Raw genomic sequence first — 17,142 nt, forward strand, 5'->3', positions numbered from 1 at the left:
TGGGCCGGGCCGGCGGCGGTCAGGTCACGAGCACCGGCAGCACGACCCGGAAGGTCGCCCCCGCGCCCGGCGCGGTCACCAGTTCCACCCGGCCGCCGTGCGCCCGTACCAGCGAGTCCACGATCGCCAGGCCCAGCCCGGCGCCCGCGCCGCCGGCCCGGCTGCGGGAGCTGTCGGTGCGGTAGAAGCGTTCGAACACCCGCGCCGCCTGTTCGGCGGAGAGCCCCGGACCCTGGTCGGCGACCTCGAGCACCGCTTCCCCGCCGGCCGTGCCGACGCCGATCCGCACCGGGCTGCCGGCCGGGGTGTGCGCCACCACGTTGCCGACCAGGTTGAGCACCACCTGGCGCAGCCGGGCCTCGTCGCCGAGTGCCGGGGCGCTGCCCACCGGCCCACCCCCGGGCCCGGTCAGCGTGATCGGCCGGCCCGGATCGAGCGCGGTCAGGTCGTGCCGGGCGTCGACGGCGAGGGTCCGCAGGTCCATCGGCGCCGGCCGCAGCGGCAGCCCGCCGACCCCGGCGTCCCCGGCGGCCCCGCCGTCCCGCGCGTCCCCGGCGGCGCGCGCGTCTCCGGCGGCGCGGCCGTCCCCGGCGTCTCCGGCGGCGCGGCCCAGCGACTCGTCCAGCCGGGCGAGCAGGAGCAGGTCCTCCACCAGCCGGGCCAGCCGGCTGGACTCGGCGGCGATGTGGGCCATGGTCCGGTCCACGTCGGCCGGTCCGGGCAGGCCGCCCATCCGGTACAGCTCGGTGAAGCCGGTGATCCCGAACAGCGGGGTCCGCAGCTCGTGGCTGACGTCGGCGACGAACCGGCGCATCCGCGCCTCCGACTCGGCCCGGGCGGTGAACGCCCGTTCGATCTGGGCCAGCATCCCGTTCAGCCCCGCCACCAGCCGCCCCACCTCGGTACGCGGCCCGCCCACCGCCGGCACGCGCTGGGCCAGGTCGCCGGCCGCGATCGCGGCGGCGGTCTGCTCGACCCGGCGCAGCGGCCGCAGGCTCCCCCGGATGGCCGCCCAACTGGTGACGGCGAGCAGCACGAGCAGCCCGAGCCCGGTCAGCAGGGCGACCCGGGTGCTCTGCCCGACCGTGGCGGTCACGTCGTCCAGCGAGGCGACGACGGCGACCGTGCCGCGCTGGTCGCCGCCGGCCGGGTGCGGCAGCGCGACCACCCGCCAGTCCCGGCCGCCCTGCCGCACGTCGAACGGGCGGCCGTCGCGGTGCGCCGCCGCTCTCACCCCGACGTCCGGCGCGCTCCCGCCCGGACCGAGGGTGATCACCCGGGTGGTCCGGCCCGCACTGTCCAGATAGAGCACGTGCAGGTCCCGGGCCAGGTCCAACCGGCCCGCGCCGGCCTGCGCGCCGACGTCGTCGGCCGGCACCGACGGCAGCCGGGAGACCGCCTGCGCGATCGGTTCCAGCCGCGCGTCGACCTGGCCGACGAGGTGGTCGCGCAGGGTGTGCAGGACCACCCCGCCGCCGACCGCGAGCCCGACCGCCAGCAGGGTGACCGTGATCAGCAGCAGCCGGGCGGCCAGGGATAGTCGCCCCGGTCGGCGGTTCACGGCCCGGTCGCGCGCAGCACGTAGCCCACGCCGTGCACCGTGGTGATCAGTTTCGGTCGGCCGGTGTCCAGTTTCCGCCGCAGGTAGCTGATGTAGGTCTCGACGATGCTCAGGTCGCCGCCGAAGTCGTACCGCCAGACGTGGGCGAGGATCTCCGCCTTGGGCACCACCCGGTCCACGTTGGCCATCAGGTGGTGCAACAGCCGGAACTCCGTCGGGGAGAGCCGGACCGGCCGGCCGCCGCGGGACACCCGCTGGGCGGCCAGGTCCAGCTCCAGGTCGCCGACCACCAACCGGCCCGGTACGGCGGAGCCGGCCCGGCGCAGCACCGCCCGGATCCGGGCGATCAGCTCGTGCAGGTCGAACGGCTTGGTCACGTAGTCGTCGCCGCCCAGCGTCAAGCCGTTGATCTTGTCCTCGGTGGTGTCCCGCGCGGTGAGGAAGAGCAGCGGCAGGTGCCCGCCGGCGTCCCGGGCGCCGGCGCGCAACCGGCGGGCCACCTCGAAGCCGTCGAGGTCGGGCAGCATCACGTCGAGCAGGACCAGGTCCGGCTGCCGGGTGCGGGCGGCCTCGATGGCCTCGGTGCCGGTGGCCACCGACGTCACCTCGAAACCGGCGAACCGCAGCGTCGCCGAGAGCAGCTCACGCAGGGTCGGCTCGTCGTCGACCACCAGCAGCCGGTCCGCCGGCTGGCCGGGGCCGCGCTCCGGCTGGGTCACCCGCACCACCGTCCCGACCGTCGAAGCTCCGTACCCACCGTAGTGCCGGCGCCGGGTCTCAGGCGTCCCGGACCCGCAGCGCCGTGTAGGCGGCCACGTAGACCAGCGCGACGAAGCCCAGCAGCACGGCCATGCCCGGCCAGGGCGGCAGCCCGCCGTCGGTGTCCACCACGAACATCACCCGCTCACCGGCCACCGTCGGCCAGTACTCGGCGACGGCGTCCCCGATCCCGCCGGGCAGCAACGGCAGCACGGTGGGCAGCAGCGGCAGCGCGACCAGGATGGCGAACGCGCCCACGGTGGCCCGGACCAGGGTGCCGAGCGCCAGCCCGAGCAGCCCGATCGCGGCCAGGTAGAGCCCGGCGCCGCAGACCGCCCGGGTCACCCCCGGATCGCCGAGGGCGGCCGTCGGTGCGCCCTGGCCGGCCAGCATCGGCTGGCCGACCAGGAACGCGCCGAACGCGACCGCCTGGCCGAGGACGGCCGCCACCACCCCGTACACCAGGGCCTTGGCGGCCAGCAGCCGCCCCCGCCGGGGTACGGCGGCCAGCGTGGACCGGATCATGCCGGTGCTGTACTCCACCGTCATCACCAGCACGCCGAGCACGCCGAAGAGCCACTGCACCGGGAAGTAGGCGCGCAGGCTGACCAGGGTGGGATCGAACGCGGCCTGCTCCTCGGGAGTGAGCCGGACGAAGCCGCGGGCGGTGCCGGCGCTGATCACCGCGCCCAGCCCGACCATCGCCACCACCACGGCGACGACGACGAAGCGGGTGGAACGCATGGTGTGGAACTTGGTCCACTCGGAACGGACCACGTCGGCGAGGGTCGGCCGCCGCTCCGGCGCGCCGGCCGGCGGTGGGGCGAGTGCGATGTCGGCGCTCATCAGACCAGCTCCTCCGTACGGGCCGAGCTGAACTCGGCGCTGTCCCGGGTCAGCGACATGAAGGCCTCCTCCAGCGACGTGCGCTGTGGGGTCAGCTCGATCAGCGGGATCGACCGGCCCGCGGCGACCAGACCGACGGCGGCGCTGTCCATCCCGGAGACCACCAGGGCCCCCTCGGTGCCGGTACGCACGCTCGCGCCCGCCTCGACCAGCAGCGCGGCCAGCTCCGCGCCGCGTTCGGTGCGGACCAGCACGCTCTGCTCGGTGTGCGCGCGCAGGAACGCGTCGACGCCGGTGTCGGCGATCAACCGGCCGCGTCCGATGATGATCAGGTGGTCGGCGGTGAGCGCCATCTCGCTCATCAGGTGGCTGGAGACGAGGACGGTGCGGCCCTCGGCGGCCAGGTCCCGGATCAGCGAACGGATCCAGACGATCCCCTCCGGGTCCAGTCCGTTCACCGGCTCGTCGAACATCAGCACCGCCGGATCACCGAGCAGCGCCGCCGCGATGCCCAGCCGCTGGCTCATGCCGAGCGAGAAGCCGCCCACCTGCCGGTCGGCGGCCGCCTCGAGCCCGGCCAGGCCGAGCACCTCGGAGACCCGGGAGCGCGGGATCCCGTTGCTGCGGGCCAGGCAGAGCAGGTGCTGGTACGCCGTCCGGCCGCCGTAGACGGCCCGGGCGTCGAGCAGCGCGCCGACGTGCCGCATGGGCGCCGGCAGGTCGGTGTAGCGCCGCCCGCCGACCCGGGCGGAGCCGCTGGTCGGGGCGTCCAGCCCGAGGATCAGCCGCATGGTGGTCGACTTGCCCGCGCCGTTGGGCCCCAGGAAGCCGGTGACCAGCCCGGGGCGTACCTCGAAGGTGAGGTCGTCGACGGCGGTGGTCGGGCCGTACCGCTTGGTGAGGTGGGTCGTCTCGATCACGGCGACAGCCTTCCGGACGAAGCTGGACGGGGTACCGAGGTTCCTGGGATCCTCCCAGGATTCGCGGTGCTCAGCCGCCGCGCAGGTCGGCCGCGCCCGAATGGTCGGCGGTGCCGAGCCGGCGCAGTTCCTCCTCGGCGGTCTGCTCGACCCGGCTCATGGCCCGGCGCAGGATCGGCGGAGCCATCACCGAGGTGACGACGGCGACCAGCACCACGATGGTGTACGTCGCGGTGTTGAGCACCCCGAGCCGCAGGCCGACGGTGGCCACCACCACCTCGATGACCCCCCGGGCGTTCATCCCGGCGCCCAGCGCCAGCGCCTCCCACCGGTTCAGCCGGCTGCTCCAGGCGCCGAGGAAGGCGCCTGTGAACTTTCCCAGGATCGCCACGGCGATGACGGCCAGTGCGGCGGCCAGCACCGGGGCGTCGGCCAGCGCGGTCAGGTCCATCCGCAGGCCCGCGCTGGCGAAGAAGATCGGCGCCAGCACGGCCAGCACGGTGGTGCGCAGCGGGGCGAGCCGTTCCCGGTCGAGGCCCGGCACGGAGCCGATCACGAAACCGACCACGAACGCCCCGAACACCGCCTCCAGGCCCAGCGACTGGGTGACCGCCGCGCCGAGCAGGATCAGCACCACGGTGGTCGCGACCAGCGGCCCGGGGCCGTCCGCGCGGCCGGCGGCCCGCAGCACCGCGGCGCTGGCCGGACGGCCGACCAGGGCGGCGAAGAGGACGAAACCGAGCACCGCGCAGACCGAGAAGAGCACGGTGCCGGCGCGGACACCGGTGGTGGCGAGGGCGGAGACCACCGAGAGCAGCAGCCAGCCGCAGATGTCGTCGATGACCCCGGCGGCCAGGGTGAGCTGACCGATGTTGCGGTGCAGCAGCTTCATGTCCAGCAGCGTCTTGGCGATGACCGGGATCGCGCTGACGCACATCGCCACGCCGAGGAAGAGCGCGAACACCTCGCGATCGGTGCCGGCGCCGAGCAGCGAGCCGGGCAGCAGGTACGCGGTCGCGACGCCGAGCCCGAGCGGCAGCAGCAGGCCGGCCAGGCTGATCCGGGCGGCGGCGCCGCCGCGCCGGCGGACGAACGCGACGTCGACCTCCACCCCGGTCAACCCGACCAGCAGCAGCACCCCCAGTTGCCCGACCGCGTCAAGCAGGTGGAACTGCTCGGCCTGCCGGGGCAGGAACCAGTCGGACACCCCGGGTGCCACCGCGCCCAGCACGGTGGGCCCGAGCAGGATCCCGGTGACCAGCTCCCCCACCACGGCGGGCAGCCCGCACCGGGTGGCGAGCCGGCCGAGCAGCAACGCCACCAGCAGCAGTGCGCCGAGCCCGAGCAGGAAGACCAGCAGGCTGTGGGCGGGGAGCACGGGGACCGGCGCGACCGCGGCGAGCACGTCCGGGCCGCCGCCGGTCCCGGGAGCCGTGGCCGGTCCGGCGCCGGTCACGCCACCCAGTCCGGGAGGTGTTCGATGCCGACCACCGCGCAGGAGAGGGTCACGCCGGGCCCGATGCCGAGCATCAGCAGGTGGTCACCGGGGCCGAGGCCGCCGGTGGCGAGCAGGTGGTCCAGCGCGACGACCTGGTCGCTGGCGCCGAGGTGGCCGACCGTGCTGCCCCAGGCCCAGGTGGAGTGGGCCATGGTCAGCCCGAGCCCGCCCATCAGCCGCTCGATCAGCGCCCGGGAGAAGTTCATCGGCGCCACCCGGGTGACGTCGGCGATGCCGATGCCGGCCTCGTCCAGCGTGCGGTGGATCAATGCCACCAGGTTGCCGCCGATCTTCGCCATCGCGGCGGCGTCGGGACTGTCGGCCAACTGCTTCTGGAACGCCTCGCCGCGGGCCACGAAGTCGACGGTCCGGCCGAGGGTCGCCCCGGGCGGGAAGAGCGGCTCACCGGCGCGGTGCAGCTCCTCCGCCTCCGGTACGGCGATCGCCCCGACCGCGAGCAGCCGGGCGAAGCCGGGCCGGGTGGTCAGCACCACGGCGCTGCCGGCGTCCCCGATCAGGTGTTCGTGGCCCGACCGCCAGCGGTCCATCATCGGGGTGCCGAAGTTGTCGGCGGCGACGAGGAGGGCGGTGTGGCGGTCGGGGTGGGCGTGCAGGTAGCTGGCGGCGAGTTCGAGGGCGGTGAACATGCCGTTGCAGCCGTGGTGGAGTTCGACGGCGAGGCAGGTGCCGCCGGTGAGGTGGTGTTGCAGGTAGTACTGGGGTTGCCAGCCGTCGGGGCCTTGGTGCCAGGAGTCGGCGTAGAGGAGCAGGTCGAGGTTGGTGGGTGGGTGGTGGGCGCGGGTGAGGGCCTGGGTGGCGGCGTGTAGGGCCATCTGGGGGGCGGGGGTGTCGCCGGCGACGGCGGCGCCGGTGAGGCCGTGCAGGTCGACCTGCTCGGCGGGGTAGTGGCCGTCGGCGACGGCCTGTTCGACGCTGACGATGTCGGGTAGCCAGACCCCGATCCCGCTGATGAACGTCTCCGGCGTACGCACAACCTCTCCTCCCGCTCGGGTCCGCCCACTGTGGTCCGGGTGGCTTAAGCGGTACCAAGCCCGCATTTGGGCCGGCTTGGTATGCGGTGGGCCCCGCGACCGGGTCGGTCGCGGGGCCCATCGGCGGTCCGGCCGGTCAGCTGGCGACCGGCGCCTCCTCCGCGGCCGGGGTCTGCGGCGGGGTCCGCTTCTCCGGCGGCCCGCCGGGCAGCAGCAGTGCCGGGAGGAGCGCCACGGCGGCGAAGCCGAGCACCCACCAGAACGTCTGGCCGTACGCGTCGGCCAGCGCCGCCGGGTCCGGTCGGCCGCCCCGGCCGGCGGTCGCCGCGCTGGCGCTCGCGTGCTGGAGCACCACCGCCAGGACGGCGCCGGCGAACGCCCCGCCGAGCTGCTGGAAGATCCGGATCGCGGTGGTCGCCCGGGGAATCTGCTCCTGCCGCAGCCCCCGGTACGCGCCGACCAGGACCGGCACGGTGGCCGCGCCGAGGCCGGCGCCGCTGACCGCCAGCGCGACGCTGAGCAGCAACCGGCTGGTGTCGGCCCCGACCTGGGTGAAGACGAGCGCGCCCGCCGCGGCCAGGGCGATGCCGACCAGCACGATCGGCCGGGGGCCGATCTTGTCGCTGAGCCGGCCCGCGATGATCAGGGCGATCGCCATGCCGAGGCCCTGCGGCGCGAGCAGCAGGCCGGCCCGCAGCGGGGTCAGTCCGGCCACCTGCTGGTAGTAGAGCGGCAGCAGGATGATCGCGCCGAAGAGCACGATGCCGGAGAGGAACACCACCGACGCCGAGGCGGCGAAGCTGCGGGCCCGGAACAGCCGCAGGTCCAGCAGCGGCTCGTCGTCGCGCAGCGCGTGCAGCACGAAGCCGACCAGCAGCACCACCCCGGCGATCAGGAAGGCGATGACGCCGCCCTCGCCGAAGGTGCCCTTGTTACCGGCGCGGGCCAGGCCGTAGACCACCGCGGCGCAGGCCGGCGAGAGCAGCGCCAGGCCCATCCAGTCCAACCGGGACAGCCGGCCGTTGACCACCGCCTTCTCCCCCGACATGTAGCGCCAGGCCAGGCCGATGGTGAGCAGGCAGATCGGCACGTTGATGAAGAAGATCCAGCGCCAGCTGACGTCGGTGATCAGCCAGCCGCCGAGCACCGGCCCGAGGACCGGGGCGAGCATGGCCGGGACCGCGATGATCGCCATCAGCCGGCCGAGCCGGTCCGGCCCGGCGGCCTGGGCGAGCACCGCCTGGGCGATCGGCACGATCATGCCGCCGCCGAGACCCTGCAGGATCCGGAAGATGATCAGGCTCTCCGCGGACCAGGCGAAGCCGGCCAGGACCGAGCCGACCAGGAAGACCAGCACGGTCGCGGTCCAGAGGGTACGCGGGCCGAACCGCTCCATCGCCCAGCCGGTGGCCGGGATGGCCAGGGTCATCGCCAGCAGGTAGCCGGTGCCGACCCACTGGATGGTGGAGATGGTGGAGTGGAAGTCCAGGATGAACTGGTTGATCGCGACGTTGGTCATCGTCGAGTCGAGCTGGACGATGACGCCGCCCAGCAGGATGACGAGGGCCAACTTGGCTATCGACGCCTGGGGCGCGCCGGCCGCGGGCTGCGGTGCCGTGCTCATGTCTGCTCCTTCTCTTGGCCGTAAGATCTGTCGGAACTGCTCACTGCTCGTCCTCGGTCAGGGCCCGCAGCACCTTGGCCCGTTCCACGTCGGCACCCTGGCCGCGCTGCTCGGCCGCCTCCTCGGCGGTGAAACCGGCCGCGCACCAGGCGGCCACCTCGTCGATCGGGACACCCGCCCGCCACCAGGCGGTCATCACCTCGGTGGCACCGACCCCGTCGGCCAGCACCCGCTGCGCCTCCGCGGCGGTGAAGCCGAGCGCGTGCAGGACGGCCGCGTCGACCGGCGCCACGCCGCGCCGGGCCCACTCCAGGGCGGTCTTGCCGTCCCAGCCGCTCTCCACGTAGCCCCGGGCCACCTCCGCGCTGACCCCGGCCTTGAGCAGCCGCCGGATCGCCTCGGACTTCTTCGGTTCCAGGGCCCGCCCGGCGGCGCGCAACGACCGGTGGTGCAGCACCCGGGAGACGAAGCTGCGCAGGCCCGGCTCCTCGCCGGCCAAGTAGCGCTGCACCGCGTCCTCGGGCGACACCCCGAACTCACGCCAACGCACCGCGTCCCGGGGCGACATGCCGGCCCGGATCCAGGTGTCCACCGTGGCCGGGCTCGCCCCGGCGGTACGCCACTCCGCGGCGGTCCGCGGCCGGTAGACACCCGCCACCCGCCACCGTTCGGCGCCCTCCGGCGAGAACCCGGCCTCCAGCCAGCGGCGCGCCTCGGCCAGGGTGAACCCCCGGTCGAGCCACTCGCGCAGCGGGTTGGGGCGAGGCTCCTCCTCGCCCGTGGCGAAGACGCTCATGATGTCGCTCCCATCTCCGGAAGGTGCACGGACGACGCCCACTCCGGCGCCACGCCGTCGGGGCCCACCAGGCAGACCAGTGACTCGAAGGGAGGCCGGCGGTCCGGCCAGGGGGTGTGCCCGTCGGTGAGCACCACCACCAGGTCGGGCCGGGGGCGCAGCTGCGCCGCGGCGGCCAGACCGGCCCGCATGTCGGTGCCGCCCCCGCCGACGATGCGCAGCTCCTCGATCCGGCGGATCTCCTGCGCCGGATGCGCCTGCAGGTCGCAGCAGATCACCCGCAGCCGCCGCCGGCCGACCTTCGCCAGGATCTCGGCCACCTCGGCGACCAGCTGCTCCAGCTCGGGGCGGCGTACGCTGCCCGAGGTGTCCAGCACCAGCACGGTGTCGGGCACCGGGCGGACCAGCTGCGGGGTGATCACGTCCGGGTGCCCGGCGGTCCGGCGTGACGGCCGGCGGTAGCTGTAGTCGACCCGGCCGGAACTGCGGTTGGCGGTCTTGCGGACCAGCGAGCCGATCCGGGCCCGCCAGTCGACCCGCGGCCGCAGCCGCTCCTCGGCCCACCGCTGCCAACCCATCGGCACCTCGCTGCGGGCGCTGACCCGCTCCTGGATGCCCACGGCGACCGAACGTTCCAGCAGCTCCCGTTCCAGCTCACCGAGGCCGCCGGCGCCGGTCGAGTCCCACCGCCGGTCGATGCCGTCGGCGCCGCTGCCGCAGTCCAGCCCGGCGGAGAGCTCCCGGCCGGTGCCGTGCAGCAGCTCCGTCAGCTCGTCGAGCATCGGCAGGTACTCCTCGGCGAGCCGGTTGGACGGCAGCCCCAGCGCGGCCGGGGAGACCACGTCGGCCGGCCCGTCCAGCCCTTCGGCCTCCAGGTCGTCGTTGATCTCGGCGTCGGCGGCCTGGTTCCAGCGGTGGGCGTCCTCGTCCCGGGCGCCGGCATAGCCGACGGCGTGCAGCGGCGCGTCCGGCCCGCAGGTCGGCCGGACCGGCGACCGCTGGGCGTGCCCCCGGACCAGGTGGCCGATCTGGTGCAGGATCCACCAGCCGATCTGCTCGACCGGGGTGGCCAGCGCGGTGCCCGGGTCGACGTGCATCACCCAGCGGGTGTCGGTGGGGAACGCGGCGAACTCCGGGTCGGCCACCAGCTCGCCGGTCCGCTCCGCCGCGCTCGGCGTCAGCGGCTCCATGACCAGCGAGAAGACCGCGTTCGCCAGGTACGGAGCCCGGTGCGCGGCCCAGACCCGGGCGGCGGCGAGGCGGGTGGCCAGCTCCTCGCTGTACGGGGCGACCGGCCGGCTCATCGCAGCAACCCCGCGGCTCTCAGGATCGGCACCAGGTCGAGCATGGTGGTCGGCAGGCTGGTCCCGGCGGGCCGGCACCGGGCCAGCCCCTTGGCCGCGCTGGCCGCCACGTCCGGCGCCGTGCCGGCCACCCGGGCCACCACCGTCCAGGCCTGCTGCCAGGTCTGCGCGGTGCCGTCCGCCCGGACGTACGCCACGACGGCGCCGAGCAGCGCGTGCAGCTGATCCATCCGGGACGGCAGCGGCACGGACGGATCGGCCAGCAGGGTGGCCGGGTCCGGCAGGTCCAGGTTGCGGATCCAGGTGAGCAGCTCGAAGCCGGCCGCCTCACCGACCGCGCCGACGACCAGTTGGGCCTGGACCGCGTCGTCCACCCCGGCGGCCGCGCAGGCGGCGAGCGCCACCGCGGCCAGTTCCCAGGTACGCGGGCTGGGCCAGCTCCGGCCGGCCTGGTCGGGACTGGCCGGCACCACCAGCAGCAGTTCCGGGCGGATCCGCAGGAAGGCGCCGATCAGGGCCCGCGACCGGGCGATCTCGTCGGCGCCCGGCGGCTCCTTGTGGGCCAGTTCCGGCACGCTGAAGCCGTGCGTGAAGCCCTCCGCGATCGCGGTCGCGTCGACCTCCCAGTGCAGGTGGATCAGGCGGTTGGCCAGCGGGGCGGAGAGGTCCCAGCCGTCCGCGGCCTCGCCCGGCGGGTTGGCCGCGGCGACGATCCGCACGTCGGCGGGAAGCACCAGGTCGCCCACCGTACGCTCCAGCACCACGCGCAGCATGGCCGCCTGCACGGCGGGCGGCGCGGTGGTCAACTCGTCGAGGAAGAGCAGCCCGGAGCCGGTGGCGGCGAGCCGCTCGGCCCAGCGCGGCGGGGCGAACCAGGTGTGCCCGTCGCGCAGCACCGGCAGCCCGGCGAAGTCGCTGGGTTCCCGGATGGAGCCGACCACCACCTCGACGGGCAGGCCGAGCGATTCGCCGAGGGCCAGCACGGACGAGGTCTTGCCGGTGCCGGGAGAACCCCACAGGATCACCGGCAGGTTCGCCGAGACCGCCACGGCGACCGCCTCCCGGACCACTGACAGCTTTCCCATCGCATTGCTCCTCGTCATAGTCCCGATCCGCCTGAGCGACCCGTATCCGGACAGGAATGACCGCCCCTGCCATTTCACGGCACCAGGGAATGGTCAATTTATTGACAGCTTGTTACGACGGCGATTCGCCGCACGGAACAACGTCGTACCGGTGAATTTCAGGTGAAGCGTCGAGGAATTGCCCGGGCGGGACCGGGAATTCAGTCCTCCTTGCGGAACAGCCCCCGACCGCCGTATTTCTTGTGCACCGCCTGCTTGCTGACGCCGAGCGCGGCGGCGATCTCCGCCCAGGTCACGCCCTGCGCGCGCGCCCGACGGACCAGGACCGTCTGGATGCGCTCGAACTCCTTCGCCGCCTCCGCGGTGGCGGCGAGGGCGACCCGGGGGTCGTCGTCGTCGGTGGCGTTGACGAGACTCACCAGCCGAGTGACTTCCATGGCCCCAGCTTAGGAGCGCCGGCGCGCGGCGTCAACCTTAGATGACAAATCCGCGCGCCGGGCGGCCCTGAGCAGGGCAGACGTGCCGACTCAGCGCTCGGCGGAGAGCTCCGCCACGACCTGGGCGGGTGCCGGCTGGCCGGCGATCTCGTCGGCCAGCCGGGCCGCGCCGGCGGCCCAGCGGTCCTCGGTCAGCATCCCGTCCACGGCGGCCAGCACCGCCTCCGGGGCGGCCGCCTCGGCCGGCAGGGTCACCCCGGCGCCCGCCGCCGCGAGGCGCTCGGCGTTCAGCATCTGGTCGGGCGCCTGCGGGACGATCACCTGGGGCACCCCGAAGCAGGCCGCGGTGAGCATCGAACCGGCCCCGCCGTGGTGCACCGCCACCACACAGCTCGGCATCAGCAGCTGCAACGGCACCTCCGCCACCACCCGCACCCGCTCCGGCAGCTCGCCGAGCCCCGGCCGGTCCGCCGCCCGCACGGTCAGCACGATCTCCGCGTCCAGCGCGGAGAGCGCGCGCACGGTGTCGCGTACCGGCGAGCTGTCGGCGCCCAACTGGACCCGGTTGGCGGTGGTCCAGGACATCCCGACGCGGGGCCGCTCCGCCGGGTGCAACAACCAGTCGGGCACCTCGCCGGGACCGTTGTACGGCACGTACCGGCTGGCCTGCCGCAGCGGCACCGTCTGGCTCTGCAGGCTGTCCGGCGTCGGGTCGACGGTGCCGGAGCTGTACTCCTCGCGCACCTCGGCGCCGAACCGGTCGAAGAGCTTGCGCAGGTCCTCCGGCCACTGGTCGACCGGCGCCCCGGCACCCGGCGACCCGAGCAGCGAGGGCACCTGCGGACCCCAGAGGTGCCGCACCAGCCGCGCGCCGGCCAGCTCGGCGACGAGCGGCGCCACCAGCACCATCGGGTCGGCGACCACCAGGTCGGGGCGCCACACCCGGAGCAGCGCGGCCAGGTCGTCGGCCATCGCCTCGGCCGCGTGCACGTGCGGGGCGGTGCGCAGCTCGATGAAGCGGCGCAGCTCGGCCGGCGGCAGTTCGCGCAGCGCCTGGAAGCTCGACGGCAGCTGGCCGCCCTGCCGGCGTACCGCCTCGTTGACCTGGGCCAGCCCGGCCATCAGGTCGTACGACCCGCCGACCGGGACGGCGGGCAGGCCGGAGGCGGTGACCGCCTCCACCGCGGTGGACTGGGCGGCGACCCGGACGTCGTGACCGGCGCCGCGGAATGCCCAGGCCAGCGGCACCATCGGGTAGTAGTGGCTGGGCCAGGCCATCGGCAGGAACAGGACGCGCACGGGAGGCTCCTCTCGGTCGGCGCGGCTGCGAGGAGGCCCAGCGCAGCAGCTCCGGCTGAACCGCCGACAAGGCGGCACCAACGTCACGCGTCGGGCACATGGCACGAGCACCCCAGATCGGACGGCGTGCGTCCACGGTGAGCTGCTCCACCCCGAGCACCTCCGGCTCGGCCGGAGTTTGGGACGGCTTTGGCCCGCCCGCCGACGATGGGCCCGCGCCGGCTGGCGGCGCGGCCGGTCGACCACGGCCGGCTCCGGCGGGAAGGAACCGCGCGATGCCCGAGACCGAACTGACCGACATCCGCGCCGAACTGGCCAAGGAGCAGGAGAAGGAATCCGACGCCAACCCGATCAGCACCCGCGCGCTGGCCACGGCCGCGGCGGTGGCCGCCGGCCGGATCGAACCGCACGAGGTGGCCGGCGCGGACGTGCTCGCCGAGTGCATCGTCCTGGACGGGCTGACCGAGGTCGTGGAGAAGATGGTCATCCACGCCGGTCCGGACGGACCCGGCCCCGGCACCATCGCCGAGTACACCGACGCGCTCCTCGACGCCGAGGGGCAGCGGGTCGGCACGATCACCGGCCGGGCCGTGGTGCTCGACATGCTGCCGCACATGTGGCAGCTGCACCGCAACGTCACCGAGTTCCCCGACGGCAGCCTGGAGGCGGTCGGGGTGGTCGACGCCACCTCCATCGTGCAGGGCCTCACCGCCACCATCCCGGTCACCGGACTCAGCGGCCGGTACGCGGGCCGGACCGGCTTCCGCACCCTGGTGCTCACCGAGGGCGACGACGAGTCGCCCCGCTACGACGTGACGATCGTGCTGTGTTGACCGGCTACCTGACCCGTCCCCCGGCGCCCGACCGCCGGCTGCGGCTGTTCTGCCTGCACCACGCCGGCGGCGCGGCGTCGGCGTACGCGGACTGGGACGGGGAGCTGGGTGACGAGGTGGACCTGCTGCCGATCCAGCTGCCCGGGCGGGAGGGGCGGATCGGGGAGCCCCGGCTGCGCCGGATGGACACCCTCGTCGAGCAGCTGATCGCCGAGCTGGGCGGATACCTGCGCCCGCCGTACGCGCTCTACGGGCACAGCATGGGCGCGCTGGTGGCGTACGCCCTGACCGAGGCCCTGCACGCCCGGGGCCACGCCCTGCCGGAGCAGGTGCTGGTCGGGGCCTACCCGGCGCCGGACCAGCACCGCTTCATCCGCGAGGTGCCGGGGATGTCGCCGGAGGAGCTGACCCAGCTGCTGCTGCGCATCGGCGGGATGTCCGACCTGGTGCTGCGCTACCCCGCGTGGCGCGACGCCGCCACCGGGCTCACCCGCGACGACCTGCTGGTCTGCCACAGCTACACGCCCGGACCGGTGCCGGTCCCCTGCGACCTGCACGCCTTCGCCGGCGACCGGGACCCGCTGATGGCCCTGGCCGAGGCCGCCGGCTGGGTGCGGTACACCGACGGGCGGTTCCGGCTGCACCGGGTCCCGGGCGGGCACTTCTTCGTCCGGGACGCGCGCACCGAGTTCTTCACCACCCTGCGCACGGTGCTCGGGCTGCCGCCGCGCGCCGCCGTACCGTCCGGGCGGGCCGGGTTCGGGGCGCGGTCAGGCGCGGTGGCACCGGTCCACCGCGCCTGACCGCCCGTTCCGGCGAAGGGTTACCAGCGCACCGGCAGGCGGGGCACCCCGACGGTCGGCACCGCCTCGCGGAAGCCGATCTCCGCCGGGGGTACGGCCAGCCGCAGGCCCGGGAAGCGCCGCAGCAGCGCGGAGAGCCCGATGCGCAGCTCGGCGCGGGTGAGGTGCTGGCCCAGGCACTGGTGGGCGCCGTGGCCGAAGGTGAGCTGCCCACCGCTCGGACGGTCCGCCCGGAACTGCGCCGGATCGTCGAACCGCGCCCCGTCCCGGTTCGCCGCGGAGAGCGAGACGGTGACCGTCTCCCCCGCCGCGATCGTGATGCCGCCCAGCTCGACGTCGGTGAGCGCCGCGCGCGAGGCGAACTGCACCACCGCGAGGTAGCGCAGCAGTTCGTCGACGGCGGTCTCGGTCAGCACGCCGTCCCGGTCACGGATCCCCTCCGCCAGATCCGGTCTCCGCAACAGCAGGTAGACGCCGAGACCCAGCATGTTGGCGGTGGTCTCGTGGCCGGCGATGAGCATCAGCAGAGCGATGCCGGCCAGCTCCTGGTCGTCCAGCCCGCCGTCGGCGATCAACCCGCTGAGCAGGTCGTCACCGGGTTCGGCCCGCTTGCGCCGGGCCAGCCCCAGCATGAACTCCATGGTGGCCCGGGTGGCCGCCAGAGCCGCCTGCGGATCCGACTCCGGGTCGATGGTGGCCATCCGGTGCCGCTGGATCTCCTCGTGGCTCTCCTCGGGCACGCCGAGCAGCTCGCAGATGATCTGCGCCGGCACCGGCAGGGCGAAGGCCCGCATCAGGTCGGCGGTCGGGCCGGCGGCGGCCATCGCGTCCAGCCGCTGGGCCACCACCCGCTCGATCATCGGTTCCAGCTCGCGGACCCGGCGCACGGTGAAGTGCCGGTTGATCAGCTGGCGGTACCGGGTGTGATCGGGGGCGTCCATGCCGATGAACACGCCCGGCATCGCGGCCATCGGCTTCGCCGGCGTCGGCACCGGCGAGTGCCGCAACTCGTGCCGGGCGCTGAACCGCGGATCGGCCAGCACGGTCCGGGCCAGCGCGTGCCCGGTGACCAGCCAGCCGTCGTGGCCGTCCGGGTAGCGCATCCGGGTGATCGGGCCCCGGGCCCGCAGCGATGCCAACTCCTCCGGGGGGTCGAAGGGGCAGCGCCGCGCGACGGGCAGGCCGGTCACCGAGCTGTTGAGGTCGGTCATGAAGCCTCCTTACGAGGGGGTAGCGGAAGCGCGCGAGTCAGGCGGCCGGCCGGAAGTCGAGCCGGTCGTCGGCGGAGAGGATCGCCGCCTGGAGATCGCGCAGGCCCCGACACGGCTCCAGGCCCAGTTCGTCACTGAGCACGGCGCGTGCGTTCTGGTAGACCCGCAGCGCGTCGGCCTGCCGTTCGGAGCGGTACAGGGCCAGCATGAGCTGGCGGTAGAACGCCTCCCGCAGCGGATGTTCCGCGGTGAGGGCCTGGAGGGTGCCGATGAGGTCGCGATGCCGACCGAGGGCGAGGTTCGACTCGACCATCGCCTCGACGCACTCCAGGTAGAACTCGTCGAGCCAGGTGGCGAAGACGCTGACCGCCGGGCTGTCCCGCAACCCCATCAGGGCGGGCCCGCGCCACAGCGCCAGCCCTTCCTCGAAGAGCGCCACGGCGGCCTCGTGGTCCTGGTCGCGGGCCGCCTGCCGGCCCTGGCGGACCAGGTTCTGGAAGACATGCACGTCGACCTGGTCGGTGCCGGTGTTGAGCACGTACCCGGGCAGCCGGGTGACGATCGGGTTCTGCGCGTCCTCCGGACGGTGCAGGAACTTGCGCAGCTGGGAGACGTAGACCTGGAGCGCGGCGGTGGAGCGGCGCGGCGCGTTGTCGCCCCACAGCTCCGCGGTCAGCTGGTCGATGGAGACCACCTGCCCGGACCGGATCAGGAGCACGCAGAGCAGGATCTGGATCTTGCGGGCACCGATGGTCGTGTCACCCGCGCCGCCGAACACCCGCAGCGGCCCGAGCAGGCCGTAGCGGATCGCGCTGACGTCGACGACCGGTCGGTACGTCGATGTCGCCAGGGTGGAGGACAGCGTCATGCGTTCACCTCTTCGTCGTGGCCGGTGGCGCGACGCAGGGGTGGGTCGACGGCCTCCCCCGGACACGGCACCGACGAACACCAATTCGACAGACCAATTCCGGCACGCCGTGCTCCGGTGATCCGGGAAATTGCTGGTCGGGCTGGCGACGGTCCCTGTCGTCGCCCGCCGAATCGGCTCGGCAGAAAGATATCCACCGGCGGTTGAGGGGGCCAACCCCACAACCCTGGGCGGGGCAACCCCTATACCCCTGTGGTCGGGGTCCGGATCCGCCCCGGCCAATGCGCCCGAGCACGGGAAATGTCG

Annotated in this window: 16 protein-coding genes; 2 read left to right on the forward strand and 14 right to left on the reverse strand. The window is 74.3% G+C overall.

The features are described 5' to 3' along the window. Positions 1-19: 19 nt before the first annotated feature. From LQ51_RS34325 to LQ51_RS02155, 12 genes are all read right to left on the reverse strand, one after another. On the reverse strand, positions 20-1,561 hold the full coding sequence (locus tag LQ51_RS34325) for a sensor histidine kinase (RefSeq protein ID WP_046562910.1): 1,542 nt from the start codon (positions 1,559-1,561) through the stop codon (positions 20-22). Further along, complete coding sequence (locus tag LQ51_RS02105; protein ID WP_052744727.1) at positions 1,558-2,280, reverse strand: response regulator transcription factor; 723 nt, start codon at positions 2,278-2,280, stop codon at positions 1,558-1,560. The genes LQ51_RS34325 and LQ51_RS02105 overlap by 4 nt, the downstream gene beginning before the upstream one ends. A gap of 58 nt (positions 2,281-2,338) precedes the next feature. Beyond that, positions 2,339-3,166: an ABC transporter permease gene (locus tag LQ51_RS02110; protein ID WP_052744724.1), complete on the reverse strand. Its 828-nt coding sequence runs from the start codon at positions 3,164-3,166 to the stop codon at positions 2,339-2,341. Next, positions 3,166-4,086, reverse strand: coding sequence for an ABC transporter ATP-binding protein (locus tag LQ51_RS02115; protein ID WP_046562911.1), 921 nt, complete (start codon positions 4,084-4,086; stop codon positions 3,166-3,168). The genes LQ51_RS02110 and LQ51_RS02115 overlap by 1 nt, the downstream gene beginning before the upstream one ends. A 70-nt stretch (positions 4,087-4,156) precedes the next feature. Continuing rightward, a complete protein-coding gene (locus LQ51_RS02120; RefSeq protein ID WP_231605212.1) occupies positions 4,157-5,542 on the reverse strand; it encodes a cation:proton antiporter in 1,386 nt (461 codons plus the stop codon). After that, positions 5,539-6,576 (reverse strand): ketoacyl-ACP synthase III family protein, encoded by a 1,038-nt coding sequence (locus LQ51_RS02125; protein ID WP_046562912.1) that lies wholly within the window; start codon positions 6,574-6,576, stop codon positions 5,539-5,541. The genes LQ51_RS02120 and LQ51_RS02125 overlap by 4 nt, the downstream gene beginning before the upstream one ends. Positions 6,577-6,712: 136 nt before the next feature. Next, the gene (locus LQ51_RS02130) at positions 6,713-8,200 is read right to left on the reverse strand and encodes a DHA2 family efflux MFS transporter permease subunit (protein ID WP_046562913.1); all 1,488 of its coding nucleotides are present in this window, start codon (positions 8,198-8,200) and stop codon (positions 6,713-6,715) included. Positions 8,201-8,240: 40 nt separating this feature from the next. After that, a complete protein-coding gene (locus tag LQ51_RS02135) occupies positions 8,241-8,996 on the reverse strand; it encodes a hypothetical protein (protein ID WP_046562914.1) in 756 nt (251 codons plus the stop codon). Beyond that, positions 8,993-10,300, reverse strand: a complete 1,308-nt coding sequence (locus tag LQ51_RS02140) for a vWA domain-containing protein (protein ID WP_046562915.1) — start codon at positions 10,298-10,300, stop codon at positions 8,993-8,995. Before LQ51_RS02140 ends, LQ51_RS02135 begins: the two co-directional genes overlap by 4 nt. Further along, positions 10,297-11,385, reverse strand: a complete 1,089-nt coding sequence (locus LQ51_RS02145) for an AAA family ATPase (RefSeq protein ID WP_046562916.1) — start codon at positions 11,383-11,385, stop codon at positions 10,297-10,299. Before LQ51_RS02145 ends, LQ51_RS02140 begins: the two co-directional genes overlap by 4 nt. A gap of 200 nt (positions 11,386-11,585) precedes the next feature. Further along, positions 11,586-11,822 carry a helix-turn-helix domain-containing protein gene (locus tag LQ51_RS02150; protein ID WP_046562917.1) on the reverse strand — a complete coding sequence of 79 codons (237 nt, stop codon included), beginning with the start codon at positions 11,820-11,822 and terminating at the stop codon, positions 11,586-11,588. 90 nt (positions 11,823-11,912) lie between these two features. Next, positions 11,913-13,121 carry a nucleotide disphospho-sugar-binding domain-containing protein gene (locus tag LQ51_RS02155; protein WP_046562918.1) on the reverse strand — a complete coding sequence of 403 codons (1,209 nt, stop codon included), beginning with the start codon at positions 13,119-13,121 and terminating at the stop codon, positions 11,913-11,915. A gap of 275 nt (positions 13,122-13,396) precedes the next feature. On the opposite strand from LQ51_RS02155, the gene LQ51_RS33195 reads away from it, so the two are divergent. After that, positions 13,397-13,954 (forward strand): allene oxide cyclase barrel-like domain-containing protein, encoded by a 558-nt coding sequence (locus tag LQ51_RS33195; protein ID WP_046562919.1) that lies wholly within the window; start codon positions 13,397-13,399, stop codon positions 13,952-13,954. Further along, a complete protein-coding gene (locus LQ51_RS33200; RefSeq protein ID WP_197087501.1) occupies positions 13,951-14,757 on the forward strand; it encodes a thioesterase II family protein in 807 nt (268 codons plus the stop codon). Before LQ51_RS33195 ends, LQ51_RS33200 begins: the two co-directional genes overlap by 4 nt. A 20-nt stretch (positions 14,758-14,777) precedes the next feature. On the opposite strand, the gene LQ51_RS02170 is transcribed toward LQ51_RS33200, so the two are convergent. Next, a complete protein-coding gene (locus LQ51_RS02170) occupies positions 14,778-15,968 on the reverse strand; it encodes a cytochrome P450 (protein WP_046562920.1) in 1,191 nt (396 codons plus the stop codon). Between the two features lie 37 nt (positions 15,969-16,005). Beyond that, positions 16,006-16,836 (reverse strand): AfsR/SARP family transcriptional regulator, encoded by an 831-nt coding sequence (locus LQ51_RS02175; RefSeq protein ID WP_197087502.1) that lies wholly within the window; start codon positions 16,834-16,836, stop codon positions 16,006-16,008. Positions 16,837-17,142: the final 306 nt, after the last annotated feature.

This window comes from Micromonospora sp. HK10 (genome assembly GCF_000982955.1).
In the GTDB taxonomy this organism is placed as follows: Bacteria; Actinomycetota; Actinomycetes; order Mycobacteriales; family Micromonosporaceae; genus Micromonospora.